The organism is Bacillus sp. FSL K6-0042, assembly GCF_038006685.1.
GTDB lineage: Bacteria > Bacillota > Bacilli > Bacillales > Bacillaceae_G > Bacillus_A > Bacillus_A pseudomycoides.
In genome coordinates this window covers 601,673-626,680 of record NZ_JBBOVS010000001.1, presented here as the reverse complement: position 1 = coordinate 626,680, position 25,008 = coordinate 601,673, and the positions used below count along the sequence as shown (strand labels likewise).

General features: G+C 34.2%; 22 protein-coding genes, 1 riboswitch and 1 other annotated feature. Of the genes, 1 reads left to right on the top strand and 21 read right to left on the bottom strand.

Annotated features, from left to right (window positions below; genetic code table 11):
- Positions 1-84: 84 nt before the first annotated feature.
- From MHH45_RS03360 to MHH45_RS03340, 5 genes are all read right to left on the bottom strand, one after another.
- On the bottom strand, positions 85-240 hold the full coding sequence (locus tag MHH45_RS03360) for a DUF1540 domain-containing protein (RefSeq protein WP_016115020.1): 156 nt from the start codon (positions 238-240) through the stop codon (positions 85-87).
- 170 nt (positions 241-410) lie between these two features.
- Positions 411-1,043 carry a Vat family streptogramin A O-acetyltransferase gene (locus MHH45_RS03355; RefSeq protein WP_016115021.1) on the bottom strand — a complete coding sequence of 211 codons (633 nt, stop codon included), beginning with the start codon at positions 1,041-1,043 and terminating at the stop codon, positions 411-413.
- Positions 1,033-2,304: an MFS transporter gene (locus MHH45_RS03350; protein ID WP_016115022.1), complete on the bottom strand. Its 1,272-nt coding sequence runs from the start codon at positions 2,302-2,304 to the stop codon at positions 1,033-1,035. Before MHH45_RS03350 ends, MHH45_RS03355 begins: the two co-directional genes overlap by 11 nt.
- Positions 2,305-2,577: 273 nt before the next feature.
- Entirely contained in the window at positions 2,578-3,813 is a 1,236-nt protein-coding gene (locus MHH45_RS03345) for a cytochrome P450 family protein (protein WP_088093694.1), read from the bottom strand.
- A gap of 175 nt (positions 3,814-3,988) precedes the next feature.
- Positions 3,989-4,405, bottom strand: a complete 417-nt coding sequence (locus MHH45_RS03340; protein WP_016131440.1) for a hypothetical protein — start codon at positions 4,403-4,405, stop codon at positions 3,989-3,991.
- Between the two features lie 612 nt (positions 4,406-5,017).
- On the opposite strand from MHH45_RS03340, the gene MHH45_RS03335 reads away from it, so the two are divergent.
- Positions 5,018-6,220, top strand: coding sequence for a macrolide family glycosyltransferase (locus MHH45_RS03335; protein ID WP_088093693.1), 1,203 nt, complete (start codon positions 5,018-5,020; stop codon positions 6,218-6,220).
- Between the two features lie 104 nt (positions 6,221-6,324).
- Here the strand turns inward: MHH45_RS03335 and MHH45_RS03330 are convergent, their stop codons facing one another.
- From MHH45_RS03330 to MHH45_RS03255, 16 genes are all read right to left on the bottom strand, one after another.
- On the bottom strand, positions 6,325-7,356 hold the full coding sequence (locus MHH45_RS03330; protein WP_088093692.1) for a DUF1835 domain-containing protein: 1,032 nt from the start codon (positions 7,354-7,356) through the stop codon (positions 6,325-6,327).
- A 33-nt stretch (positions 7,357-7,389) separates the two neighbouring features.
- Positions 7,390-7,818, bottom strand: coding sequence for a DUF3995 domain-containing protein (locus MHH45_RS03325; protein ID WP_088093691.1), 429 nt, complete (start codon positions 7,816-7,818; stop codon positions 7,390-7,392).
- Between the two features lie 263 nt (positions 7,819-8,081).
- Entirely contained in the window at positions 8,082-9,266 is a 1,185-nt protein-coding gene (gene trpB, locus MHH45_RS03320) for a tryptophan synthase subunit beta (protein WP_088093690.1), read from the bottom strand.
- 80 nt (positions 9,267-9,346) lie between these two features.
- Positions 9,347-9,611, bottom strand: a binding site (T-box leader).
- Between the two features lie 218 nt (positions 9,612-9,829).
- Positions 9,830-10,597 (bottom strand): DUF3959 family protein, encoded by a 768-nt coding sequence (locus MHH45_RS03315; protein WP_088093689.1) that lies wholly within the window; start codon positions 10,595-10,597, stop codon positions 9,830-9,832.
- A 263-nt stretch (positions 10,598-10,860) separates the two neighbouring features.
- The gene (locus tag MHH45_RS03310) at positions 10,861-11,196 is read right to left on the bottom strand and encodes a hypothetical protein (RefSeq protein WP_088093688.1); all 336 of its coding nucleotides are present in this window, start codon (positions 11,194-11,196) and stop codon (positions 10,861-10,863) included.
- 400 nt (positions 11,197-11,596) lie between these two features.
- On the bottom strand, positions 11,597-12,517 hold the full coding sequence (locus tag MHH45_RS03305; RefSeq protein ID WP_088093687.1) for a macrolide 2'-phosphotransferase: 921 nt from the start codon (positions 12,515-12,517) through the stop codon (positions 11,597-11,599).
- A 502-nt stretch (positions 12,518-13,019) separates the two neighbouring features.
- A complete protein-coding gene (locus MHH45_RS03300; protein WP_140385948.1) occupies positions 13,020-14,552 on the bottom strand; it encodes an alpha/beta hydrolase in 1,533 nt (510 codons plus the stop codon).
- A gap of 447 nt (positions 14,553-14,999) precedes the next feature.
- Positions 15,000-15,707, bottom strand: a complete 708-nt coding sequence (tenA, locus tag MHH45_RS03295; RefSeq protein WP_016115035.1) for a thiaminase II — start codon at positions 15,705-15,707, stop codon at positions 15,000-15,002.
- 178 nt (positions 15,708-15,885) lie between these two features.
- Positions 15,886-15,993: riboswitch (TPP riboswitch) on the bottom strand.
- A 100-nt stretch (positions 15,994-16,093) separates the two neighbouring features.
- Positions 16,094-16,816 carry an MBL fold metallo-hydrolase gene (locus MHH45_RS03290; protein WP_016115036.1) on the bottom strand — a complete coding sequence of 241 codons (723 nt, stop codon included), beginning with the start codon at positions 16,814-16,816 and terminating at the stop codon, positions 16,094-16,096.
- A 169-nt stretch (positions 16,817-16,985) separates the two neighbouring features.
- Entirely contained in the window at positions 16,986-18,011 is a 1,026-nt protein-coding gene (locus MHH45_RS03285) for a homoserine dehydrogenase (RefSeq protein ID WP_016115037.1), read from the bottom strand.
- A 135-nt stretch (positions 18,012-18,146) separates the two neighbouring features.
- The gene (locus tag MHH45_RS03280) at positions 18,147-19,388 is read right to left on the bottom strand and encodes an esterase/lipase family protein (protein WP_016132848.1); all 1,242 of its coding nucleotides are present in this window, start codon (positions 19,386-19,388) and stop codon (positions 18,147-18,149) included.
- A 246-nt stretch (positions 19,389-19,634) separates the two neighbouring features.
- Complete coding sequence (locus tag MHH45_RS03275; protein WP_016115039.1) at positions 19,635-20,315, bottom strand: lipoprotein BA_5634 family protein; 681 nt, start codon at positions 20,313-20,315, stop codon at positions 19,635-19,637.
- Between the two features lie 96 nt (positions 20,316-20,411).
- Positions 20,412-22,349 (bottom strand): ABC transporter permease, encoded by a 1,938-nt coding sequence (locus MHH45_RS03270; protein ID WP_088093686.1) that lies wholly within the window; start codon positions 22,347-22,349, stop codon positions 20,412-20,414.
- Positions 22,324-23,094 (bottom strand): ABC transporter ATP-binding protein, encoded by a 771-nt coding sequence (locus MHH45_RS03265; RefSeq protein WP_016115041.1) that lies wholly within the window; start codon positions 23,092-23,094, stop codon positions 22,324-22,326. Before MHH45_RS03265 ends, MHH45_RS03270 begins: the two co-directional genes overlap by 26 nt.
- Positions 23,095-23,238: 144 nt before the next feature.
- A complete protein-coding gene (locus MHH45_RS03260; RefSeq protein WP_016115042.1) occupies positions 23,239-24,222 on the bottom strand; it encodes a sensor histidine kinase in 984 nt (327 codons plus the stop codon).
- The gene (locus tag MHH45_RS03255) at positions 24,222-24,926 is read right to left on the bottom strand and encodes a response regulator transcription factor (protein ID WP_016115043.1); all 705 of its coding nucleotides are present in this window, start codon (positions 24,924-24,926) and stop codon (positions 24,222-24,224) included. The genes MHH45_RS03260 and MHH45_RS03255 overlap by 1 nt, the downstream gene beginning before the upstream one ends.
- Between the last annotated feature and the right edge of the window lie 82 nt (positions 24,927-25,008).

Sequence of the window (25,008 nt, the reverse complement as noted above, 5' to 3'; positions counted from 1 at the left end):
ATAAAACACAGTGAATGAAAATGAAATTTATTATCAATACTATAATTAATAAAAGGGCAACCAGCTGCGGTTACCCTTTATCATTTAGGCTTCAGGAATGAAGGTTTTGCAATCCGTTTCTTCCGTTGTAGATGCTTTGTTACCTTTATGGCTCACTACATAAATTGCATCTGCGTTACATTTGTTTCCGTTATCCCAATATTTACAGTTGTTTACTTCACATAAAACATCTTGTGCCATAAGTATCACACCTCCTTATTCTTTTATCATTAACAAATTTGAGAGGTATGATACATTTTGTTATGACTTATGGTGTGATGGTGGTTTTGTTTATAAAATTGATAAAATGAATGAAAAAAGAAGGACTCATCTTTAATCATGGAGCCCTCTTTTTTGTATATTTTTCACACTTAAGCGCCTGATAATTTTTTCAACGCTTCCATATCCCCACTTACAATCGTATTAATATTTTCAGAAATAATTTTTATATCCAAGTTCCACCACTTTATTTCTAATAGTCCATATATGATTTCGTCTGAAAATCTCTTTTTAATTTCAACGGCAGGATTGCCACCGACAATTGTATACGGCAGAATGTCTTTGGTGACAACAGATTTAGCAGCAATAATTGCTCCGTCTCCTATCTTCACTCCAGGCATAATCGTCGCATCCATACCAATCCATACGTCATTTCCAATAACCGTATCTCCTTTAAATGGTAAATCAGAAAGTTCTGGTGTGAATCTTTCCCAGCCATGACCGAAAATATTAAATGGGTAGACTGAGAATCCATCCATTCTGTGGTTTGCTCCATTCATAATAAATGTAACACCAGGTGCTACGCAACAAAATTCCCCTATAATCAATCGATCTCCCAAAATTTCATATTGGTATAGAACTTGCTCTTCAAATGTCTCCCCATTTTTCGAATCATAATAAGAATAATCCCCAACAATAATATTTGGCTTTGTTATTGTATTTTTAATGAAATGAACACTCTTATTTCCTTCAATCGGATATTGCACATTTGGATTAGGATTCATGTTGGACAGCACCACCTTCATTTGAAGTTCCTACTACTGGTTTTAAATTATATATTGGTAAAATAAATAGTAAACCAATAATAAATAGTAGTGCTGTTCCTTCATACATCGTACTAAGGGAAAATACTTCTTTTAATGAGCCGGCAATACTCATCGTTAATACCATGGAACCTGTAAATAATGGGCTCAAAATCCCATTTACACGCCCAATAAAATCTGTATCCGAATTTTGAATAATAAGCGTGTTAATTCCAATTTGGATACAAGGAAGAGCTAGCCCACTGAAAAACTGAGCAATGAGTGTAATCCATAAATTTGTAGAAAATCCGATGATACCAATACCAACAGCCTGTGCAAACATGCCTAAAATTAACATCTTTTGCGGAGCAACATTTTTGGCAAATACCATTGCTAAAGCGCCTCCAATAATCATTCCAGCCCCATTTACAGTGAGTAGCCATTGTAAGCTTTCTTTTGATAAACCTAATTGTTCCGTTACGATAAAAATTCCTAGTGGTTGAATCAGACCAATTCCTAATCCTGCTGCCATAAAACAAATTCCGAGTAATGTTAGTGTTTTCTTTGCCCTTACATATTTAATTCCATCTACCATTTCTTGTAATAAGCTAACTTTTTTCTTTTCTTCTTGTTCTTCAATATCTTTTGGTAGAAATAGCAAGACTAAAGCCGCAAGCAAGAAAGCAATACCTGTTACAATAATGGAAGTGTAAATTCCGAAGGCTTGAAATATAAACGTTCCAAGTATAGGGCCTAATACCATAAAAATCGCAAAAATTGTTTGATACAAAGACATGGCCAATTGTACTTCTTCCGTGGAAAGATGTTGCTTAAACAATTTCATACCTGATGGCTGTGAAAATTGTGAAAGAATTGCAGAGATAAGTGTAACGAAAAATACTACCTTCCAAGTACCAAACATAAGTGTAAACAATACTGCAAATACTGATAACGAACTTAAGGCTTCACACCAAATCATCGTCCTTTTTGGTTTCCACCTATCCGCAAATGTTCCTCCTATGAAGGAAAAGATAAAAATTGGCGCGAATTCCGCAACTGAAATCATTGAAATGGCAAACGCATCACCATTCGTCATTTCCATTACATACAGCAGTACCGCAAAATTTCGGACCCAAATTCCTATCTGGAGAAATAATGCTGAAGCAAGAATTGCTTGCACAAATCGATTTTTTAATACTGTAGATACACTACTCGTTTGCTTTATTTCTGCGTTCATTGACATAAAAAATCCCCCTATTCTACATTCTGAACAGGAGGCAGCACAATCATATTATAAAAGACAGTCTATTCGCAGCGCGAAAATACATCCCTTTTACATATAAAAATGTACACACTAATCCTATTCAGAAGAATATTTCGTTTTATAACGAAGATTTCTTGAAAAATAGAATTAGTAGATCATTGGGATGTCTTCACCCTTTCGTTTCGATTTAAAATTGCACATACATACTCTATGTGAACAATTTAAAATGTATGCATGTCTCAAATACCTATTCTAGAAAGACAATGGTAATTCCTCTAAAGAACGCATTAAATAATTACCTTGCCATTTCACTTTTTCTCGCTCCCTTTTTATTTGGATGTTTGGCATACGGTTTAGCAATGTAGAAATTGCAATTTTGGCCTCTAAACGAGCAAGCGGTGCTCCTAAACAAAAATGACTTCCCTGTCCAAATGCAATGTGATGGTTATTTTTTCTCGTAATATCAAAAACATCTGGATTCACAAAGACATTCCCATCACGATTTGCTGAGGCTAATGAAATGATAACCATATCTCCTTTTTTAATTTCTTGATCATGAATCATAAAAGGTTCAGCTGCCCAGCGCGCTGTCGTAACTTCAACAGGTGAATAAAAGCGTAATCCTTCTTCAATCGCTGAATCAATAAGCTCTGGCTTTTCTTTTAATAATTGCAGTTGATCTGGATGCTCTAACAATGCTAGAACTGTATTCGTAATGAGATTCACAGTTGTTTCATGTCCAGCTACAATAAGCAACATAATCATTGAATAAAGCTCTGGTGCACTTAATTTACTTCCTTCGCTTTCCGCCTGAATTAATCCACTAACTAAGTCTTCTTTCGGCTCTTTCCTTTTTACATCCACTAAATATTGAAGATATGTAATAAACTCGGATAATTTTTCTTTATTTTCCTTTATTTCCTCTGGTGTTTCAGGGGAAGCAATTACCGCATGAGACCATATTCTAAATTTTTCTTGATCATCTTTTGGAACGCCAAGCATTTCACTAATTACATTAATCGGTAATGGGAACGCATAATCATTTACAAGGTTGAGGGAATTTGTATGTTCTACACGATCTAACAATGTATCAGCGATATTCTGAATACGTTTATCTAATTGTAAAATCATTTTAGGAGTAAAAGCCTTTTGAACTAGTGCCCTTAAACGACTATGATCAGGAGGATCTGAATTCAACATATGTTTTGTTAAATGATCACCGTTTTCAAGAGAAAAGAATGGTTTCAAGTCTTCTTGAGAAAATACATTCTCTAGATTTTTCTTCAAACGAGAATCTTTTAAAAGTGGCAAAGCATCTTCATATCTTGTAATAAGCCATTCTGTACCCAGTTCACTTTTATTTACGAACAAAATAGGTTGTAATTTACGTGATTCCTTATAAATTTCATAAGCATCTTCTTTAAAACCTGCAGAGGCTAACTGAATACCATCTTCTATTTTGAAGCCAACTTTATTTTTAAAAGACATTGCATTCCCTCACTCTCATCTATTTGTGAAAAGCACTTCAACATATGAATTATAACTTATAAAGAGAGGGAAGATTGTAAATATTTCGTTATAATCTTACTTTGTATATTGGAAAACAATTTAATAAAAAAACAAGCAATAAGAAGAGATCTTCCTCTTATCGCTTGTTTTATCACTAAGCAAAACACATGAAATTACTAATTTGTTGGTATCGATAACTCACTTTTCGGCGCCGCCCAGCTTGCCATGTGTAGCCTGACACGCCATTTCGTCTGACTTCCGTTGGAAAAAACCATAAATCCCTCCCAAATGGACCTGGGCGATGTAAACGTAAGTAGCCCCATCTTCCTAAACAATTACACATCCATGATTTTATATTACCGCTTTGCGCAGGAGCAGCGAATGTTGATGGTACAGAAGGAGCTTGTGATGGTGGTGGTGATGTGGGTGCATCTTCTGCATCATCGGGTCGATATTCCTCAAGTTCCACATCCCTCATTTCATCAGATGTTTCATAACCAGAAATTTGTGGGTTATAGTATGCTGTTTGATTATAATCTACATATGGAAAATACGTTGGTTGATTATACATAAAAAACTCACCTCTTATAATTTATTACTTTATCCAATCATATGTTGTATCGCTTTTATATGTAGCTTATTTATATAGCCCAAAATAACGCGGAGATTTTTAAGTGTTCAATCAAACAATCTTCTCATCTTGAAGTAAAAAAGTTGAAAAGTTTTTTCTCTTAAATCAAGAAGTCGAAATAAGTTTTAATTAAACTTTTTATAAAACGCAAAGGTTATTTAAAAAAAGGATTTATTTTGACTAAACTATATCTAAAATCCTTTTAATTTACTGTAAAATACGTATTTACAAGATAATTTTGATCAGGCTTTATTTCAAAGCAAGAATTATACATATTAACATATTGGTGTCATATAGAGTGGGTATTTACCTACATAAAGCAAAACTTATGTCTATGATACAAAAAACTGGAGGAAAGCCAATATACATTAAAAAGAAAATCCTATTTTAAAATATAAATTCTAGATTACAAAGGTGATTAAAAGTTTAAGTTTTTCAAGTATTGTACTATGATATATTTAATTTCATTATTTAAGTTAAGCAAGAGTATGGGGCAGTGCCCCTTACTCTTATATACAATCTAGAGAACATCTGACTTAAGGAGTTGTTATAATGGCACGTGTTTTATTTATTAATGGTGGATCAGAAGGACATATCAATCCAACAATTGGAGTTGTACAAGAGCTTATTTCGCGTGGAGAAGAGGTAGTATACTTTTCGATAGAAGCTTTTCGAGAGCGTATTGAAAAGACGGGAGCCAATGTACGAACATTTGACGATCAAAAATTTTTAAGAGCCTTTATCTCAGGTGGAAGAAATTATTTATCCGAAAGAATCAATGGTCTTTTACATACGGCGGATATCATTATACCTAGCGTTCTTGAACAGATTCAGGGAGAACATTTTGATTACATCATTCACGATTCTATGTTTGGTTGTGGACGTTTACTTTCCCAAATTCTAAAGCTCCCTGCAATTAATTCGTGCACATCTTTTGCGCAGACTGAAAGATCATTTGAAAGAATGTTTGAACAAATTTCGCAAAATATTCCAACAGAAATTGCAAAAAGGATAAATAATGATTTTCAAATCCTAACAACAACAATTAAAGAAAAATATGGTGTTGAAATCACTTCTCCTTATGAAGTTTTTTGTAATCCTGCACTACTTACAATTGTTTATACAACTAGGGAGTTTCAACCTTTTGGAGAAGTATTTGACCAAACATACAAATTTGTAGGGCCATCCATCTCTACACAATCAACAAAAGAAAACTTTGACTTTACTACAATCAAAGGAAAAAGCCCCATTTACATTTCACTAGGTACGGTTTTTAATCAGGCAATTGATTTCTATAAGCTTTGTTTTAAGGCATTTGAGAATACTGATCACACTGTTGTTATGTCTATTGGAGAAAAAACTCAAATATCTGATTTAGGAGAGATTCCTAAAAACTTCATTGTGAAAAATTATGTTCCACAAACTGAGGTACTTAAATACACTAAATTATTTATCACACATGGCGGAATGAACAGTACCAATGAAGGTCTCTATTACGGAATTCCACTAATTGTAATTCCGCAAAGCGCGGATCAGCCGGTGATTGCTCAACAAGTTGCGAATCTCGAAAGCGGCATTACATTACAAATGCAAGGATTGACTGCAAGTCAACTAAGTGAAACTGTAGATCGTGTGTTAAGAGATCCATCTTTCCATAAAGCTGTTGCTGATATTAAAGAGTCCTTTCAAAAATCAGGCGGGTATCAGCAAGCTGTTGATGAGATTTTCAAATTTAAACATGAATACGGTATATAATATAAAAAACTTCTATATACAAAAAAGTGCTTATGTTATGTCACATAAGCACTTTTTGCTATTAACTAACTAGTGTAAGTTACCTACTCTATATTCGAAATTTGTCACTTTTTTAAACGGACACTATAATAGCGCATCGCTTTCAAAGTCCCTTTCATTTCGAATACACCTTGCTCAATTAATGTACGTAAGCGATATTCGAGAAAAGCATCCCCTACTGACTGTTCTATCTGACTAAGAACCTCCCCAATAAGCCTCGCTGATTTATAAAATTGTTCTTCTGCTCTTTCTTTCTCCAGGTTCTTTGCACATTCAATGATAAAAGAATCGAAGTAAGTTTCTTGCACAGATGAAACTTTATGATCTTCCCAAATTCGTAATGAATTTTTCGTTTCAGAAAGCAGCTTCCATTCTTGTTCTAATTGTTTTCGTGATTTTTCAGTAAGTACTGTACCCTTCTCATACGTCTCGTAAATTGTTGCTAGCTGCTCGGGTGTTAATGCACCCGTCCCGTGAATCTCATAAATTTCATTCTCTTTTTGAAACAACCCTCTATGAGCTTCTGATGTATTAATGATTCGAATATTTTTCTTATCTTTTAAGTAAACAAATGCAAAACAGAGTCCAACATGTTCATGGGCGTTATTCGCGCTCCAAATCGTAATTGGCATATCATTTGGAATAGATTGTAGTTCTTCTAATGATTGAATAAACTGTGGTAAATACTCTTCTTCAAAATATAAATCTTCTGAATTTAAGTTTTTAGATGACCATTGCTGTCTCAAATGTTGTCCAGCGATTGTCTCCAGCTGATTGATTGGACCAATCGAAAAAAACTCTGAAAATGAAATAACATACTCTTGCTGCAATTTCTTTTTCTTTAACATGTACTTTAAACAGCCTGCACTAGATTCCCCAAAAGTAATATGAATGTGCGTGCTCTCGGATATATTTTTCTTATGCAATTTATAATCTATCAATTCGTTCGGAATGCTCGTTAAATATGTAAATGAATCTTCGTTGTAATTATTTTTTAACAAATCTAATTGCACTAAAATACCTTGAAGTAACTCTTTCGCTTCATCTTCTTGCATTTCATTGACGACTTTTTTTATTTTTTCTATTGTTTCTATCATTTATTTCCCTCTATTCATAAAATGCTGTAATGTTTAGTGTAACATATATAAAATAATAGCTAAAAAGAATGAAAAAGATAAAAAAGCACATAGTGGAATAAACAACATACTGTCCATTTTAGCAAAATACGTATCTTTTTTCTTTTTAAAGATGCCAAAATAATTAAATTCTCCAACCACTCTTAATCCAAACACCAACATACAAATCCAAGAACCACTTCGAATGATCATTTGAGGGATAAATGAAGGAATTATTTCTATCTCCCATAATAAAAATAAAGGCGCAATGCTTAATAAGAGTGCAACTAATAACGTCATTCCTGTACTGGGTGTAAAGACTTTATTTCCAGACTCAGTTGGAATCGCTGCAGCTATTCCCCATCCCCCTCCCAAAGCCCAATAAACATGCAATAAACTAATACCCATTAAAAGGCATGCTGATATAGCGATGATAATAAGCAATATTAACACCTCCATCAATGTTTTCCCTTATCAAATTAAGAATATTAAATAAAATAATACTTAGCGACCTATTTTGAAGCCGTACAATAAAGTGAAACTTTAATCAGAGGGGGCCTTTAATTATTAGTTGAACCAACTGCCCGTTAATGCGGGATTAATGTAATTATGCTACATTCACGTGAAAAAAAACATATAGAAAAGCGATTTTCTGCCCAAAACTGAACGGAAAATCGCTTTTTAAATTCTTTGACATACATTTATTTTCAATTATTCATTTCGAATACTTGTTGTACATCTTTGTCACCACGCCCAGATAAATTAACAATAATACTTTGGTCGTTTCGTAAGGTTGCTGCTAATTTTATAGCATACGCCACTGCATGAGAACTTTCCAATGCAGGAATAATCCCTTCAACACGAGATAACTTATGAAAAGCTTCTAATGCTTCATTATCATTAATTGCTACATATTCTGCGCGTCCAGTTTCTTTATAATAACTATGCTCTGGTCCAACACCTTGGTAGTCCAGTCCTGCTGCAATGGAGTGTGCCTCTGCAATTTCTCCATTTTCGCCTTTCATCATATAACACTTAAATCCGTGGATGATACCAGGCTCTCCTGCTGTAAGAGGTGCTGCATGCATACCAGTTTCAATCCCTTTGCCACCTGGTTCAACACCTACCATTTTTACTTCTTTATCATTATAAAATGGCGCAAATAATCCAATTGCATTACTCCCTCCGCCTACACAAGCAACCAAATAGTCAGGTAGACGTTGTTCCTTTTCAATATGTTGTGCTCTTGCTTCTCTTCCAATTACAGCTTGAAAATGACGAACAATCGTCGGGTACGGATGTGGTCCCAGTGCAGAACCTAATAAATAAAATGTACTTTCATAGTTTTGAGCGTAATCTTCAAGTGCCGCATCTACTGCTTCTTTAAGAGTACGTCCCCCTTCTTGAACAGCAATTACCTTCGCTCCTAATAGTTCCATACGAAATACATTTAATTGTTGACGTTCTGTATCCATCCCTCCCATATAAATCGTACAATCTATTCCGAACATAGCACATGCAGTAGCTGTAGCAACTCCATGTTGTCCCGCTCCAGTTTCTGCAACGATGCGTTTTACTCCCATTCTCTTTGCGAGTAAAATTTGTCCTAATACATTGTTAATTTTATGGGCTCCTGTATGATTAAGATCTTCTCTTTTTAAATAGATTTTTGCACCACCAATTTCTTCACTCAAACGCTCCGCATAATACAGTGGATTTGGCCGCCCTACATATTCTTTGAGATAGTATTCATATTCTTTTATAAACTCTAGGTCATCTTTGTATTGATTAAATGCATTCTCCAAGTGAAGTAAAGCCTCTTGGAGTTGTTCTGGCACAAAACTACCCCCAAATTCTCCAAAATATCCATTTTCCGCTTGTAATAAATTCATATTAATTCCTCCCTTTGTTTTTTATTGTTGAATAAGAAAAAGCGTGTGAGCGCAAAAAGCCCCCTACATGCATGAAGCATGTAGAGGGCGATATATACGATTATACCGTGGTGCCACCTCTTTTGATTCTTTGTCACATAGACTCAGAACCCTCTCGTTTTTGGATACGGAATAGTAAATTCGATATCCTCATCCTTGTAACGGCGGAACCCGGGTCGCATACTCCTAGCGTTTCAGCAGACCTCTCCTAAGCCCATTCGGCATAACCTATCGTACTGGATCGCACCAACCCCAGCTCTCTGTAACGCATCAATTAAACGTACTCTTCTTAGTCAACGATTTTTATTATTTAAATTTAACTATGATATTATAGAACTATCTTTGTTTTGTCAATAATAATTGACGGAAAATTCATTCTTTCTGAATAAGTTAATCAATTTATTTAACCCTATCATAGCGGTTTTAAATAATTAATATATTTATTCAACAACAGCAAAAAAAGCAATACCCTTTCGTCGTACAAAAGGGTATTGCTTTTTTAAATATTTATCTAGGAATATCCTCTATGCATTATAACGATTTTTTCTTCGTTCCATTCTTGTTTGACCTTGCGTTGTTTCTATTTCATGATGTTGATGCTCTGTTTGCGTTGTATGATACATTGGTACTCTTTCTTCACGGTTTGGTTCATACGTACGTGTTTCTTTTGAGTTAGAAGATCTTTTACTGAACTTTGGCATCTTCACTTTCAATCTTGGTAAACTCGGAATACGAATTTTAAAATTCGGTTTGATTCGTTTCTTTTTTTGTTTGAATAGATTGGTTTTTTCTTGTTTTTCATTGTTGCTACCACGTTTTAGCATATTGGCAAGTAGCCCACCAAGTAAAAATCCGACTACTAGCAGAAGTAGATACAGCCGCTCTGCAGTCAATAAATTCATGATGCGCCCAAGAATTGCTAATGATTGAGCTTGTTTCATATCCCATAATAAACCACCCCATAATGCGAGTAACCCTAAAGTAATTGCATAGGTGCGGAACCGGAATAATAATGGAATGACCGCAATACACGCAGCGATTTTTGCATTTGCTAGTAAAGAACCAGTTGTTACGTATTGATTCCAAATCGCCAGCAAAAACGTAATAAATATAGTGTAAGCGAGCCAACTACATATTCGTGAATACATTCGTTTTGCATAATAGCTTCCAAAACTCGTAAAAAACAACAGCCCTCCTACATAAAATGACAATTCAAGAGGAATTTGTTTCATAATACCTGCAATTGGGAACAGGAAGCTGAGTACCATTAAAAGCACATCAAGTTTCTTCAAAACTCTCATCCCTTTCAGTTTTCTATCTTTCTTCTATATAACAAAGTGAATATTTTTATTTTTCAGTATATTCTTCACTTCCAACAAATTATAGCGTACATACATGCAAATAATAACATTCCTAAAAAATATCTTAATCCTACTAGTGCCAAAAAGTAAACAAAAAAGAAAAGGTATAATTGACAATAGGGATCTAAATTTATATAAAGAAATGACAAATCCCGCTATTTGTAAATTAGCGGGATTTTTAAATTGTCTTATTCTTACTTCTGTTCGTTTTTTACGTAGTATCCATTTATTAAATAAAAGCACAACATGATTGTTATTATATTCCACAAGGACTCAGTATAATTATGCAACCAAAAATATCTTATAACCCCTATCCCATTTATAATCACAGGAACTATAAATAAAGTCATTGTCCATTTATTTAGTTTCCCTTTTACAACAATTACAGCCAGGCCCACCATAAAAAATATATCGCCAAAACTGTTTATTGCCTTCCACCATTCTTTAAGATATATCCCACTTCCAACAACTACTATGTATGTTGCAATGAGAAACGGTATTATTTGTAGCAAGATTTTTTGTCTAGACATTAATTTCTTTCCTTTTCTTTATATTAAAAAACACTCTATAAAACATTATATTATAAAATAAAGTATTCTTCTTAATTATTAATTGGATTTATAAGATTAATTAATAACTAACATCAGTATCACCACTCTTTTTCATTTGTTTTATCTATTTTTCACTCTCCTTCCACCAAATAATGCGTTTGTTAAAAATATTTATATTTTTTTATAATTCATTCACATCCATCATGCTGCATTTCTCATAAATAGCCTTCATTCCCCTTGAATCCTTGCCCTAACCTAACAGGGGTTCTTGTCATATCTTCAAGAATGTGATGGACAAGAGATCCGCGGCTTGAAAATACCATTTTAATATGATTGTCCTTTCACTCATCACGCAGTTATTTTACACATATAGAATGTATTATTTCTCATTCACTCCCAAAGCCCCACGCGCCATCTCCATATGTGCCTCTTCCCTTGTCTGTAGTGCAAACAATCCAATCATGACCGGATAAGCAGCGCCAAGTTCGATAATGTGTTCAAGCATTCTCGGCCACACTTTCCCTCCTGCTTTTTCATATTCGTTTAACAATACTTTTAAATTATCCTCTCCAAAGATTGTAAGATACAGAGTGAAGTCAGTAGCTGGATCCGTCACTTTCGCTTCTGTCCAATCTAGAAGACCCGTTACTTTGGTATTTTCATCAACTAAAATATGCGGCGGATGTAAGTCGCCATGAACAAATGCAGAGTGCTTCGGCCAATACGATTCATCCGCAAGCCATGTTTGCCAACGCTTCCATAGTTCATCTGAAACACCAAGTTGTGATTTTATTTGATGCATTCTATCCATTAACAATTGCTTTGCTTCAGTAGGTTGAAGAACTTCAAGTCCATGTTTAGTAGCCTCATTATGATCAATCGAATGCAAGGCGACAAGTGACTCTGCTAAAGATCGGATAAATGTCATAGATGGTGGATCATTTTGAATGTGCCACACATAATTTTGTATTTCTAAATCAATCACTGCTGCAGGATTCCCCTTTACTAATGGATAAGCAATCAATTCTGGTGTATTGATTTTCCAATTTGGTACCGATACTGGTAAATACTTTTGAACAACCTCCAGTATGTTTCCTTCTAGCGCTCCTCTTTCAATTACATCTGGTCTTCTCGGTTTCCGAAGAACCCATGGATTTCCCTTCTCATCAGTAGCAAATACGACTTGAAAGTCCATTCCTGATTCATTTAATTCAGCGCTTTCTTTATTCAATTGTAAACCATTCTTTTCAGCGCTTTTTAAAATTCCTTCTATACTTTTCTGTTTATTTACATTTGTCATTGATAAACACTCCTTTGAATTTCTTCATATAAGCACAAAAACCACAGGCTGATTGCCTATGGTTAGAGTAAACGGAATATACTATAACAAATAAAACGAAAAGACCTTTTGAATGGTCTTCGTACAAAATTAAAAATTTATGATTCACTCATACATTCAAAAATAGCATTGATTATGAATCATATTACGTCGATTGTTGTTATTTTTAAAGAGACAAAAAAGAGAACAGTTTCGTTCCGCTCTCTTTTTATGTCACTCTAATAGGATTCACCTTAAAAATAGGCAGACCAATCCCGATTACTCTGCACACAGGCAGAGCCTTTGTAGCACTATTCAATTAGCGGCTCACAGTATGAAATCGGGATCTGAAAAATGCCATTAGGGAAATCCCTCCGTTCTTTATAGTTGCTTACATCATACTATGATTATATGAGTCTCTCAATAAAAAAATGATTTTATCTTACATGTAGAAAATCGTTATTAAATGATACTGTTCCTATTTTTATTTCGATCTTCCTTGTACCCAAGTAGCAATATCATTTATAACATACTCAGGGATATTGGCAGGACTATAATATTCATCCGGTTTACTTAATTCCCCATCTCCTTCTGTAAAGAAGTGATTTAACTTTGGATAAAGTCGATAATCTACGTTATCTCGCCCTTTTAATTGTTCTTTCCAAAGAGGAATTTCGATTTTTGATTGAACTTGATAGTCTCTTTCTCCTTGAATAATAAGAAGCGGTGTCTTTTGTTCTTTAGATATTTCTGCTGCCTTAATTTTACGAATAGAATCCCAAAATACAGGTGATCCTAAATAAAAATCTTTTGGAGGATTCTGACTAGAGAAGTTAGGGTCATTTAATAATTCAAATTGTGCTTTGTAAAATTTATATTCTTCAGGTTTCATTCTACCGATAGAATACAAGTAATCAAATTGATCTAAAACAACATCTTGGATTGTACGAGCTGGTCCTCCCATCACAATTGCTCCAGCGATATTTTGATTTTGGTCTTTTTCAATCATTTCCGGAACCATCATTCCACCTTGGCTATGACCAAGGATATAAATTTGACTCTTGTCTATCATAGATTCATTTTGAAGAAAACGAGTCGCAAGAAGTGCATCGTCCGTTGTCTCTTTATCGACTGTATAAAAAGGGCTTAATTGTGTTTTCAAGCCATGTTCATACGTTCGTTTATTATAACGAAGAACAGCAATTCCTTTCGAAGCAAGACCTTCAGCTAGATCACGAAATGGTTTTAAAGCAAACGCAGTTTCATCCCGATCGCTTGCTCCAGATCCTTGAACAAGAATGATCGCTGGGAAAGGACCCTTTCCCTTTGGAACAGACAATGTTCCTGGTAATGGAAACGCGCCACTTCCGACTACTACTTCTTTTTCAATAAATGATTCAGGCTTACTATATGATGGACGTTCTGCAACAGGACTAAACGACATACTAAATTGAAAATCATCTATTTTTCCAGATGGATCTAATTTAATTAGTAAAGGCACAGTAAATTGTTCAAAAACTAATCCAATCTCTACATTTGTATGAACGGAATTTGTCTCTTTTTGTTTTACCTCTCCAATTCCAATAAAGGAACCTGCTTGTAATTGTACTGGGAGTCCCTTCCAATAACTCTCCAGCCATTTTTCAGATACTATCTTCTGTAAAGATCGAGAAGTTAAATCAAATGCAGATTTATAATTTTCAGCATGCATATCACGGATAAATGTAAGAGTAGTAGATATAACAGGATTTTCATCATCAACATTGTCTATTTCTTTTATATTTGTGTTTGTTTCCTTTAATGTCGAAATAAATTGGTAGTTGAACGGATTATTATATGTATTGGGATAAAAACTTGTTTTCAATACATCCGTATTCCTCCCCTCGTACAAACTTGAAGAACTCGCAAAAATTTTAGGTGAAATTACTTCCTCCGCGTATGAAACAGAAGGAATACTTATCGCACAAATTGTGCTAACGAGTAGTAACTTATTCCCTATTCGTTTTCTCGTTCTCATATCTTTTTGGCCCCTTTCAAATTTAAATTTTTATAATTTCAGTACAACATTCCAAGTATGGTAAGATAAATAAAAAGTGCAAAAGAGATTAATAACCTTCTTTACAATTACATTTCCCCTTAACAAGTTAAAAAGGGAATTATAAACAAACTTCAATAAAAATTACCTTCTCCCTTTTTTTATTGTGTAAATTTTTTATAATAGTTAAGTAACTAATGACTGAAGTTAATTTTTCTAAAATGTAGAGATATTATTTTTGTACAAAAAAATGACTAAACTAAGTTAGTCATTTTCTATACTCTTCATTTTCATGTATGATGAGAGCCATATCTTTCCCTTATAAAGTGGAACTTTAATCAACCCTCACCAATCGGGCTTTTACGGGCAGTTGATCCCCCACCTAGCTTCCTCGTTTCTCTCTGAATCTTGAGGAGGTGGGTGGCTTACTTACTGCCTGTTAATGCGGGATAAACTTACATCTTCTACTTGTTTTTCTGCTGGCCATTTTTCTAATGTGTAAGCCATCTCCCAAAATGAATATTCATATTGACTGCTAATGATAAAATGCTGTTTCATTCGCTTACGATCAGCTTCTGTTACTGTTTCCGCAATGGCATCTAATCTAGCAATTTGCTCCTCTACTAAAGTACGGAACCAGTCAGAGCCGTATGCGGAAATCCATTCTTGGTAAATTGGTTCTTCAGGTTTACATTCTTTCAAACGTTCACCAATTTCATAATAAAGCCAGTAACAAGGTAAAATTGCTGCAATAATATCCCCGATATGTCCTTCATATGCAGCACGATACATATGTGATGTATACGCATAAGCGGTTGGAGCAGGAACAAATGATTCTTTTTCTTCCTTAGTAATTCCTAATTTTTTTGCAAAATTCTCATGTAACGATAATTCAGCTTGATATGTATTCTGTGCATGGTGCGCCATACGAGCTGTCGTTTCTAACTCAATAGCTTTTGCTGCTCCTAACGATTGGACTCTTGCAAAATGACTTAAATAATATGAATCTTGCATAACGTAATAGCGGAAACTAGCTAAATCTAATGTTCCATTTCCTAATTTTCTCACAAATGGATGGTTAAAACTTGCTTCCCAAATTGAATTAACTTCTTTGCGTAACAACTGTGAAAATGACATTATAGGCCCTCCAATAAACGTTTTGATAGTAAAAAATGAAACAAGTTTCTTAACGAATCGCTCATTAACGACTAGACTACTGGGATCTACTTCAAATAGGTGCGCAAAATAAAAAAGCTTTCTTTACACACACGTAGAGAAAGCAGGCTGGACATCATCAATATTTTAAAAATATTATCTTCTGTCACTTCCACTTCCCTACGCTGGTATTACCCAGATCAGGTCCTAAGGGTCTCAAAAAAAATCCTTTGATCTCAGCCTATAAAAGGCCCCCCTAGCGGATAGATATTAACTATTTAGTTTGATATTTATCATAACATAATTCATATAGCTGTAAAATATTATTTGATAGTTCAAACTTCATAAAATATAATTTTTACAAAATACTATTTATCCATTCCTACTAACTGTTCAATTTGCTCTTTAACATTTGAATCACAAACACCACCGTGATAACAAATTATCCTCTCAATATCAAACTCTAAAAATCTTCTAAGTGATTCTGTAGCTGTTTCCATATCCGGTGTCGTATGTGGAACTGGCCCTTTTAGTTTTCCTTCAACACATACCATCGCGTCACCTGCAATTAATGTCTTATATTTTTCACTATATAAACTAATATGCCCCGGAGTATGTCCTGGTGTATGAATCACTTCAATGCCTCCGAGAAATGGAAGTCTTTGTCCATCTTCTAATGTTTGATTTACTTTTACTGTTGGAGGATTTTTATATAGGGCTTGCACAACATCTGGAAGTGCCGCCCATTTTTCTTCACTCATTTTATTTGGATCTCCTTTAATAAGGGGTAACTGTCCTTCAATATAAGGTTTGTCTAATTCATGGGCGTACACTTCAATAGAATGATTTGCCTTCTGCTGTATTTTAGGAAGACTTCCAATATGGTCTATATCTTGATGAGTTAAAATAACTGCTTGTAATTGTTCAAAAGGCACACCAATACCAATCATTGCATCGCAAATCCCTTCTAATTGACCTGGCATACCAGTATCGACTAATAGAGCTTCTTTTTTATCCCAAAGTAATGTTGGATTTAATTCAAATCCTTGAATTTTCAATTTCAAAACCGCTAGACCGTTTTCTATTTTCATATTACACGTCCCCCTCGATACATAAATTAGTGAAGTTATTTCTCTTACTAAAATGTATCACCCTAAGGGATTCTCGTCAAATGTTAAAATTTAAATTATAACACAAAAATATTTATTTGTCAAGTTAATTATTATCTTTTTCATTTTAATTGAAGACTATATTTTTTCATCATACATCTTTTCGATACAAATTAATTAAATCTTTCAAAGCCGCTGCTGCTGCTCCTCTTGGGCTTGAAGCTCCTCCGGCTGAAGTAACTTTCCCCATCGTATCAGTATGAAAAGTGATTCCTTTTTCTGTTCCATTTACATGAGCCAATGGATGCCCTTTCTCTATTTCACGCGGGCATACTTCAAGTTTAAGATTTCCTGAATGATCTTTATATGCCGCTCCAATTAGTTTTAGAGATTTACCTTGTTCTTTCGCTTTCTCTATATCTTGTTTTGTAACACTCTCTATCCCATTTACGTTTATGTAATCAAGGGAGTATTCTGACTGAAATAAACTATTCGCTAACAATAATAGTTTACAGGCACTGTCCATTCCACTTACATCTAATGAGGGATTTGTTTCAGCTATCCCTTTGTGCTGCGCTTGATGCAATGCTTCCTGGAATGTTACATCTTCTTCATACATTTTTGTAAGAATATAATTTGTTGTTCCATTTAAAATACCTTCTATACTTTCAATTTGACATCCTGCTAAACTGAATTGTCCAATATCTAATGTAGGGAGTGCCGCAGCAGTTGCGCCGCTATAACAAATACGTACGTTTGCGAGTTTTGCTTTTTCTTTTATTTCTTTCCATGCGTTAACAAGTGCTCCTTTCGAAATAGCTACTACATCCATATTGTTTTCAATCGCTGTTTCAATGTATGTTCTTCCTGGTTCACCAGTTTGAAGATTAGTTGGTGTCGATTCAATTAATACAGTACCAAAAGGAAACTTTTCACTTTTATCAAGTGGATAGTGTTTGGTATACTTCTCTAATACATAGGAACCAGTACCATAAGTTAATAATTCTTTAATATGTAAACCTTTGTCATTATAAAGATTGACTGTACTCCCAATAATTCCAGTAAAAGCAAGTTCGATGCCGTACATCTCTTTTATATATGAAGCTTTCTCAAATACCAATCTTACAAACTCTTTTCCAACAGTTCCATATCCAGATATCACCACGTTAACTCTCATACCATCACCTCGGGCTATCATGCTATTTTAATATTAACTCCATTATACTCCGAAGGCACGATTCGATTCACGAAGTAAAAACTCCCTCAGAAGAATTTGAGGGAGTTTTTCCATTTCAATATAAATATGATCCAGTTATTCTGGTAAATTAGATAAATTTTTAGCGATATTTCGGTAAAAAGCATTAATATCAGAAAAACCTAATGAGTCCGAAACGCTTAGTCCTACCATATCAAGGTGATCCCAATTTTGTTTTGTCTCAATATGATTCCATTTTCCACGCTCTGGTGTACCGCTATTATTTATAACCACATCAGTAGACGGTCCTACCATAGAATTCGTATTTACTACACCGTCATTTTGCCACCAAGATGAATCAATAAATGGTCGACTTTGTTCATACCTTGCGTATGATCCTAAGAAAATCGCATTCCCCATTAATGTTTTATTCATTGTAATGTGCGGGAAATGAAGCCCTGTTATAGAGGTTGCCTGTGTTGCATGTCCGCTGTAAGAGAAATAATATACATCTGGTTGCGCTTTTACCCAGTCATTTAATTCCTTCGCTCCATCTGTACTTAAATCCCATTGACTTATATCTTTCGTATCCTTCAAAATGGAACTATTTAAGACACGGTTTGAATATTGATAAAATGACTCCCCAGCTTTCTTTTTAATTCCCCATTGATCCAATTTAAAGTCGTATAGTGATAGATTGCTATTTTCTCCAATTCCAGCAGTTGCAACGAGTAATTGCTTTACAGCAGGCAAGAGTAAACTTCCATCTGCAAGGGTTGTCCCGTTGTGAGGTGTTGCCAATGTCGTTACACTATGAACATATGACTTTCCGCCTTGGAACAATGGAGACATTTTTACATCTACATGCTGTTTTGCATACTCCCTCTCTTCTTGATTTCCTTCTTTTAATATTTGAACAAGTGTACGTATCGTTTGACCACCCATACTATGTCCTACTAAATGAACCTTATTTGTCTCACTCCAATTTTGGACAAACCCTGTATATGTTCTCCCATATCGATCATGCCCATGTTTCTCAGCATGAGCCGCTCCATAATCTACTGTTCCCCCATTAATTTCAGCATATAACTCACAAGCACGATCCCAGTTACTTGATAACGGTCCAACAGCAGCGGTATGTACACTGTATCCATCTCTCTTTAAATTCTCTTGAATATCATGTACACCCCCCCAATACTTTACGCCCAATAATTCATCTCTTCCCCACCCTGTAAAGCCATGTACCAAAATAATAGGATTGTTATTTTTCTTTCCTTCCTCTGCGTGCGTTGGCACCGGAAGTATTACACTCGAAGCGATAAAACATAAAATCAATAATCCACAGAATAACCTTTTCATTTTCCGTCCCCTTTTCTTTTTCTCTCCCTGATAAAAACGTTTTCAATTTCACCTCCTTTTTATGTAATAGAAAAAAGATCCACAAAGATATACCAACGCAATTAGCAATGGCTATATAGTGTGGATCTCCAATTCTCTATCACAATTATTAACTTAAAGATACTGTAAACTATCTTATCTGAATTGTCTATCAATTATGAAGTATTACATAGTTGATAAAGTTTTGTTGACAACTCCCTTTTCCTTTTAACCTTCATCCTCAAAAGTAACAAATTTGACCGATATTAATTTATGAAAATCTTTGACTTGCCTTTTTATCTTTAAATATTCAGTTATTAATGTATTGTCTGTCGACATTTTAGGCCTTTCGTAACCCAATAATTTTTTGAAGTGAATAATCTGTAACTTTGTTTCATCCGCTTTTATCTTTCTATATACATCCTTTTTCGCAACAATAAGATACCTTTGAGACTTATAATCACGGGAATTTCCAATCCAAGCATCGCTGTCATATGAAACAGGAATTTCTTTACTGTTTAAATCGATACTTGTAATATGTTTTTCCTCTTCATGCGCAAATAATAGCGAAGCCCCTTTTGGGATTTCCGGTAATTTTTTTATAGAAGTATAACCGTAGCGATTATTCATATCATTCTTCCGCAAAATTCGATCTTTTATCATAGCTCGCGCTGTAGATTCATCTATAATAAGCACTTTATTTTCACCAAAAATCCCCGTTTTCACTTCAAATACTTCTTTTTCTTCTATATTTTCTTTGTAACGTTCAAAAATAGGTAAAGTAAATTGTTCGTCCCCAATCATTATCATCCCGTTCGCAGGCCGTTTATTTTCTTCAGAGGAAGAACAGGCACTTAGGCTTGTGACAATCAGGACAATTAATATAAAAAAAGATATTATTTTTCTCATTATGACTCCTTTCATTGTCTAAATTAATTTTCAGGTATACTCATTATGGTTATCTTCTATTTACCTTTGATACAATCAAACCTTAATAATCTTATTTTACTGATCCATAGTCCTATAAAGTTTTTGTAGGTAACGCCAACGAGTCATAAAGAAATACAAGATTTGTATACATACAAATGAAATTAAGATGATAATTGAACTATTTAAAATAGAAAAATCCACTAATTGTTGCAGTGCGATATATGCGACTGCAGTATGAATTACCGCAACAACAATTGGTAAAAAGAACATGATTAACAACTGTCTTGTTACAACACCTTTTAGTTCTCGTTTACTTAATCCCATCTTTGAAATCATTTTATATTGTTGTTGATCCCGGTCTAAATCTGTATATAAACGGAAATAAATAAAGCTCGCTGCAAATGTAAAAAAGACAATTCCCACTAAAACACTTGCCATAAGTAACAATCCGTTTGTTTGTTTCGCTTGTAACCACTGCAATGTTAAAGCTTCGAAATAAAAACTACGCTCTCCACTCTCTCTACCCAGTATGTTATTTAATTGATGTGAAATTTCCTTTGTTCTCATCCAATCATCTACAACAAATCCGTAAATACGCTCTTTAGACATCGTGATATCCTCACGAGCAATGAATGGAACTTTATCATATACTTGGTCTTGCACTGCAATTAAAGTATTTCCTACTTCATGTGGTAAAACCAAATTCTGTACAGCTTTTTTCACATGAAATGTTTTCATCCAATCCCCATGAATCACTTCAATTTCTTTTTTAAATTCTCCATCTTTAAACTCTTGTTTTTGTGCTATCCATCCTGGGACTAACAAAATCTCATCTTCTCTACCAAGCTTTTCCGTTTGGTAGCCAAGAGCTTTCGCAAGATCATTGTATTCACTTAATTTCATAACAGTAACATTGCTTTCCGTATATTTAGTAGAGGCAGAGCCCATTCGATAAGGAATATTTGCCTCATTAAGAGATTTCTTAATTACAGAAAGATGCTCATTTTCCATCTTATTTTCTTCAAAACTCATATACGTAAACGTATACGGATTGGTCATTCTTGACAGTTCTTTATTTCCAAGTGCAGCGGTAGTTCCAATTGCGGTGAACGCGACTGCCGAAATAATAGACACTATAAAAAACATCGTTGCATTATCTTTCATTCGATATATTAGCTCTGAAAGCGTCAATATATTTGTTTTCTTTAAAAATAAAGATTCTCGTTTTTTGGCAGCTTGCAACAGAAAAACACTGCATTGCGTATACAGAAAATAAGTACCGATTATAACCAATAACACACCTAATCCTAATAACGGAAAAGAGATAATTCTTCTAAAGTTAATATAAAGTACGATTCCATATCCAGAACTGATACTAACAAATGATAGAGGCGATAAAATAATAGAAGATTTCGGTTCAGGTTTTGGTTTTTCCTCTGCTTGAATGAGTTCCACAAGCTCTGTTACTTTTATCATTTTAAAAGTAAACAGTGATACAATTAAAAATAAGAAAAGAAATGTAATAACAGTTAATAGTACTGCTTGAGTTGGAATATAGAAAGGTAATCCATTGTTAATCATTAAAAGACTTGCACTAATGAGTAGTACTAATTTTGAAAATATAAGGCCGATCATAATGCCTATAAAGATTGAACAAAATCCAATTAACATATTTTCAATGAGCACTAACTTCTTTAACTGCCTCATCGACATTCCTTGCATCATTAAAATACCAAATTCTTTTTTACGTGTTTTTAAAAACGAGCTTACTGAATATAAGATAAAGAAAAATGAAAAAATAAAAATCAAACCTTGTGAAATTCTAAACCCGATTGTACCAAGTTCACTTATTGTTTCACTTGTAGATTTTAACTCCCCCGTTAAATTAGGATGAAATAACAAAAGTGCATACGTAAAGAAAATCATGATAGAAAATGTACTGCTTAAAAAATGAGCGGCATATGTCCGTTTATTACGAAAAACATTATTAAACGCGAATTGACGAAAAGTCATGCCTTTTCCCTCCTAACAACGAGAGAACATCCATAATCTTTTGGTAAAAAGCTTGTCTACTTTCACCACAGTAAATTTCATTATACAATTCACCGTCTTTAATGAAAATAACGCGACTACAATAACTTGCGGCATATGGATCATGAGTAACAAGCATCATAGTTGCACGTTCTTTCTTATTCAGTTCTTCTAACATACCCATCACATCATTCGAAGACTTAGAATCTAAGTTTCCCGTAGGTTCATCCGCTAATAACAATTGTGGCTTATGAATGATTGCACGAGCAATCGCGGTTCGTTGTGCTTGACCACCTGAAATTTCATATGTTCTTTTATGCAAAATATCCAGAATGCCTAACTTTTCTGTAACTTCTTCCACCCGCTTATTCATTTCCTTTACAGCCACTCCATCTAACGTCATTGGCAACACAATATTTTCTTTTACGGTAAGCGTACTGAGAAGATTAAATGACTGAAAAACAAATCCTAATTGTTGACGACGAAATAATGCTAATTTTTCAGATGATAACTGAAAAGGATTCGTTCCATTTATTAAAATTTCACCTGATGTTGGTGAATCAATCGTCGATACCATATTTAACAATGTTGTTTTTCCACTACCAGACGGACCCATAATACCAACGAACTCACCCTCTTGAATAGATAAATCAATATCAGTAAGAGCTTTATAAGGAACTTTCCCCTTATATACTTTACTAATCCCTTTCGCCTGCAATATTTCCATACCACATTCTCCTTTCATTTATTCTGCTTAGTTTAAAGTGTAAAGGAGTTATCTTACATCTCATATTGATTCGTCTTTCATTTACCTTACAACTTTGTAAGATTTCTAAAAAAAGCTGATGAAAAAGTCTATTTCATCAGCTTTTTATGAGATATAGAAAATAATTCGTACAGTTGTACCTTTTCCAACTTCAGAATGTATTTCTACTTTATGTCCTAAATGTTTCACAATTTCATATACGAGATATAATCCCATCCCAGTAGACTCTTTAAAATCTCTACCATTTTCTCCTGTAAAGAAAGGTTGAAACACACGTGGCATATCTTGTTTTGGTATACCTACTCCAAAATCCCTCACTTCTAAGATGGCGGTCTTGTCTACATTATATGCTTTCATTATAATTTTTTCTCTACTACCGGCTGAATACTTAATTGCGTTAGATAGAATTTGACCAACTAAAAATTGGAGCCATTTCACATCACTTTCTACCATAATGTCTTTTTCAATCTTAACTTCTGGATATACAAAATTCCGGATAAAAAAGCGCTTATGTTCATGTATTACTTCATTTACTAACTTGTATAATTGCACTCTTTCTACGTAGAAATCTTGTGTGAAAGTTTCTAGACGTGCCACATATAGAGCCATTTCTAATCCCTTTTTTAATTTATCTGCTTCTTCACCGATACTCTCTAATCTAGGATCAACTTCATCTTGTGTAATCAATTCAATAACAGATAGAGGTGTTTTCATTTGATGAATCCATTGATTCATAAAGGTTAAATGCTCTTCATTTTTACGTTCCTGCACTTGTAACTGATTCTGATAGTGACGATATTGGACTTCTAATAACTCATGTAGCGCGGTAGATAGGACTGCAAAATCTGATTTTTGTACAGATTCATCTAAGGATTGCATCGGATTTGCCAATCTTTCATAAAAAGACTTATGGGTAAAATAGCGATATAGTAAATACGCAAGCAAAAAACATAACCCTAAAAACATTGCGTAAAGCGCAGTTGTCATATGGTGATAGCCATCAAACCAATAAACAAGAAAAATAGCGATGAATTGAAAAATTGTAAAGCATAGAAGTGGAATATGCTCACGTATAAATAGTTTTATCATTATTCTCCACCGATTTCCCATGTTATATGTAATCGATAACCGACACTACGAATGGTTTCAATTGCACCTTGAATACCTAATGCTTGCAACTTTTTCCTAACACGTGTTGTATTAACACTTAGTGTATTATCATCAACATATGATTCACTATCCCAAAGTTTGTTCAACAACACTTCTCTACTTACAACGCGCGGATAATTTTTCATTAACATTTCTAACAAAATCGCTTCATTTCTTGTTACATCAATTTCTTGATTACGTAATTGTAATACTAAGCGCTCTGGAAACAAAGTAAGCCCTTGTTGTTCAATCATTCGTTCTTCTATTTTGGGTGCATAGTCTCCATATGCACGCCTTAGTTGACTACGAATTTTCGCCATTACAACTTCATAATGAAACGGTTTTGGAATATAATCATCCCCACCATTTTCTAATGCCATCACTTGATCCATTGTTCCTTCACGCGCTGAAATAAATAAAATTGGACACGTTGAAATAGCGCGGATTTGCCTGCACCAATAATATCCATCGAAACTTGGTAAATTAATATCTAGTAGCACTAAGTCTGGTTTTTCTTGTGAAAAAATATCTAATACACGTTGAAAATCAACAATAACAATCGCTTGATATCCGTATTTCCCGATATAGGAATATAATAATTCTGCAATTTTAGGATCATCTTCCACAATCATAATTTTAACCATGTTTTCATTCCTTTCTTATAATCTCTACGTAAGCATATACTACCATATTTTTTCTTACTTATTTTTAAGAATTCATTGCATG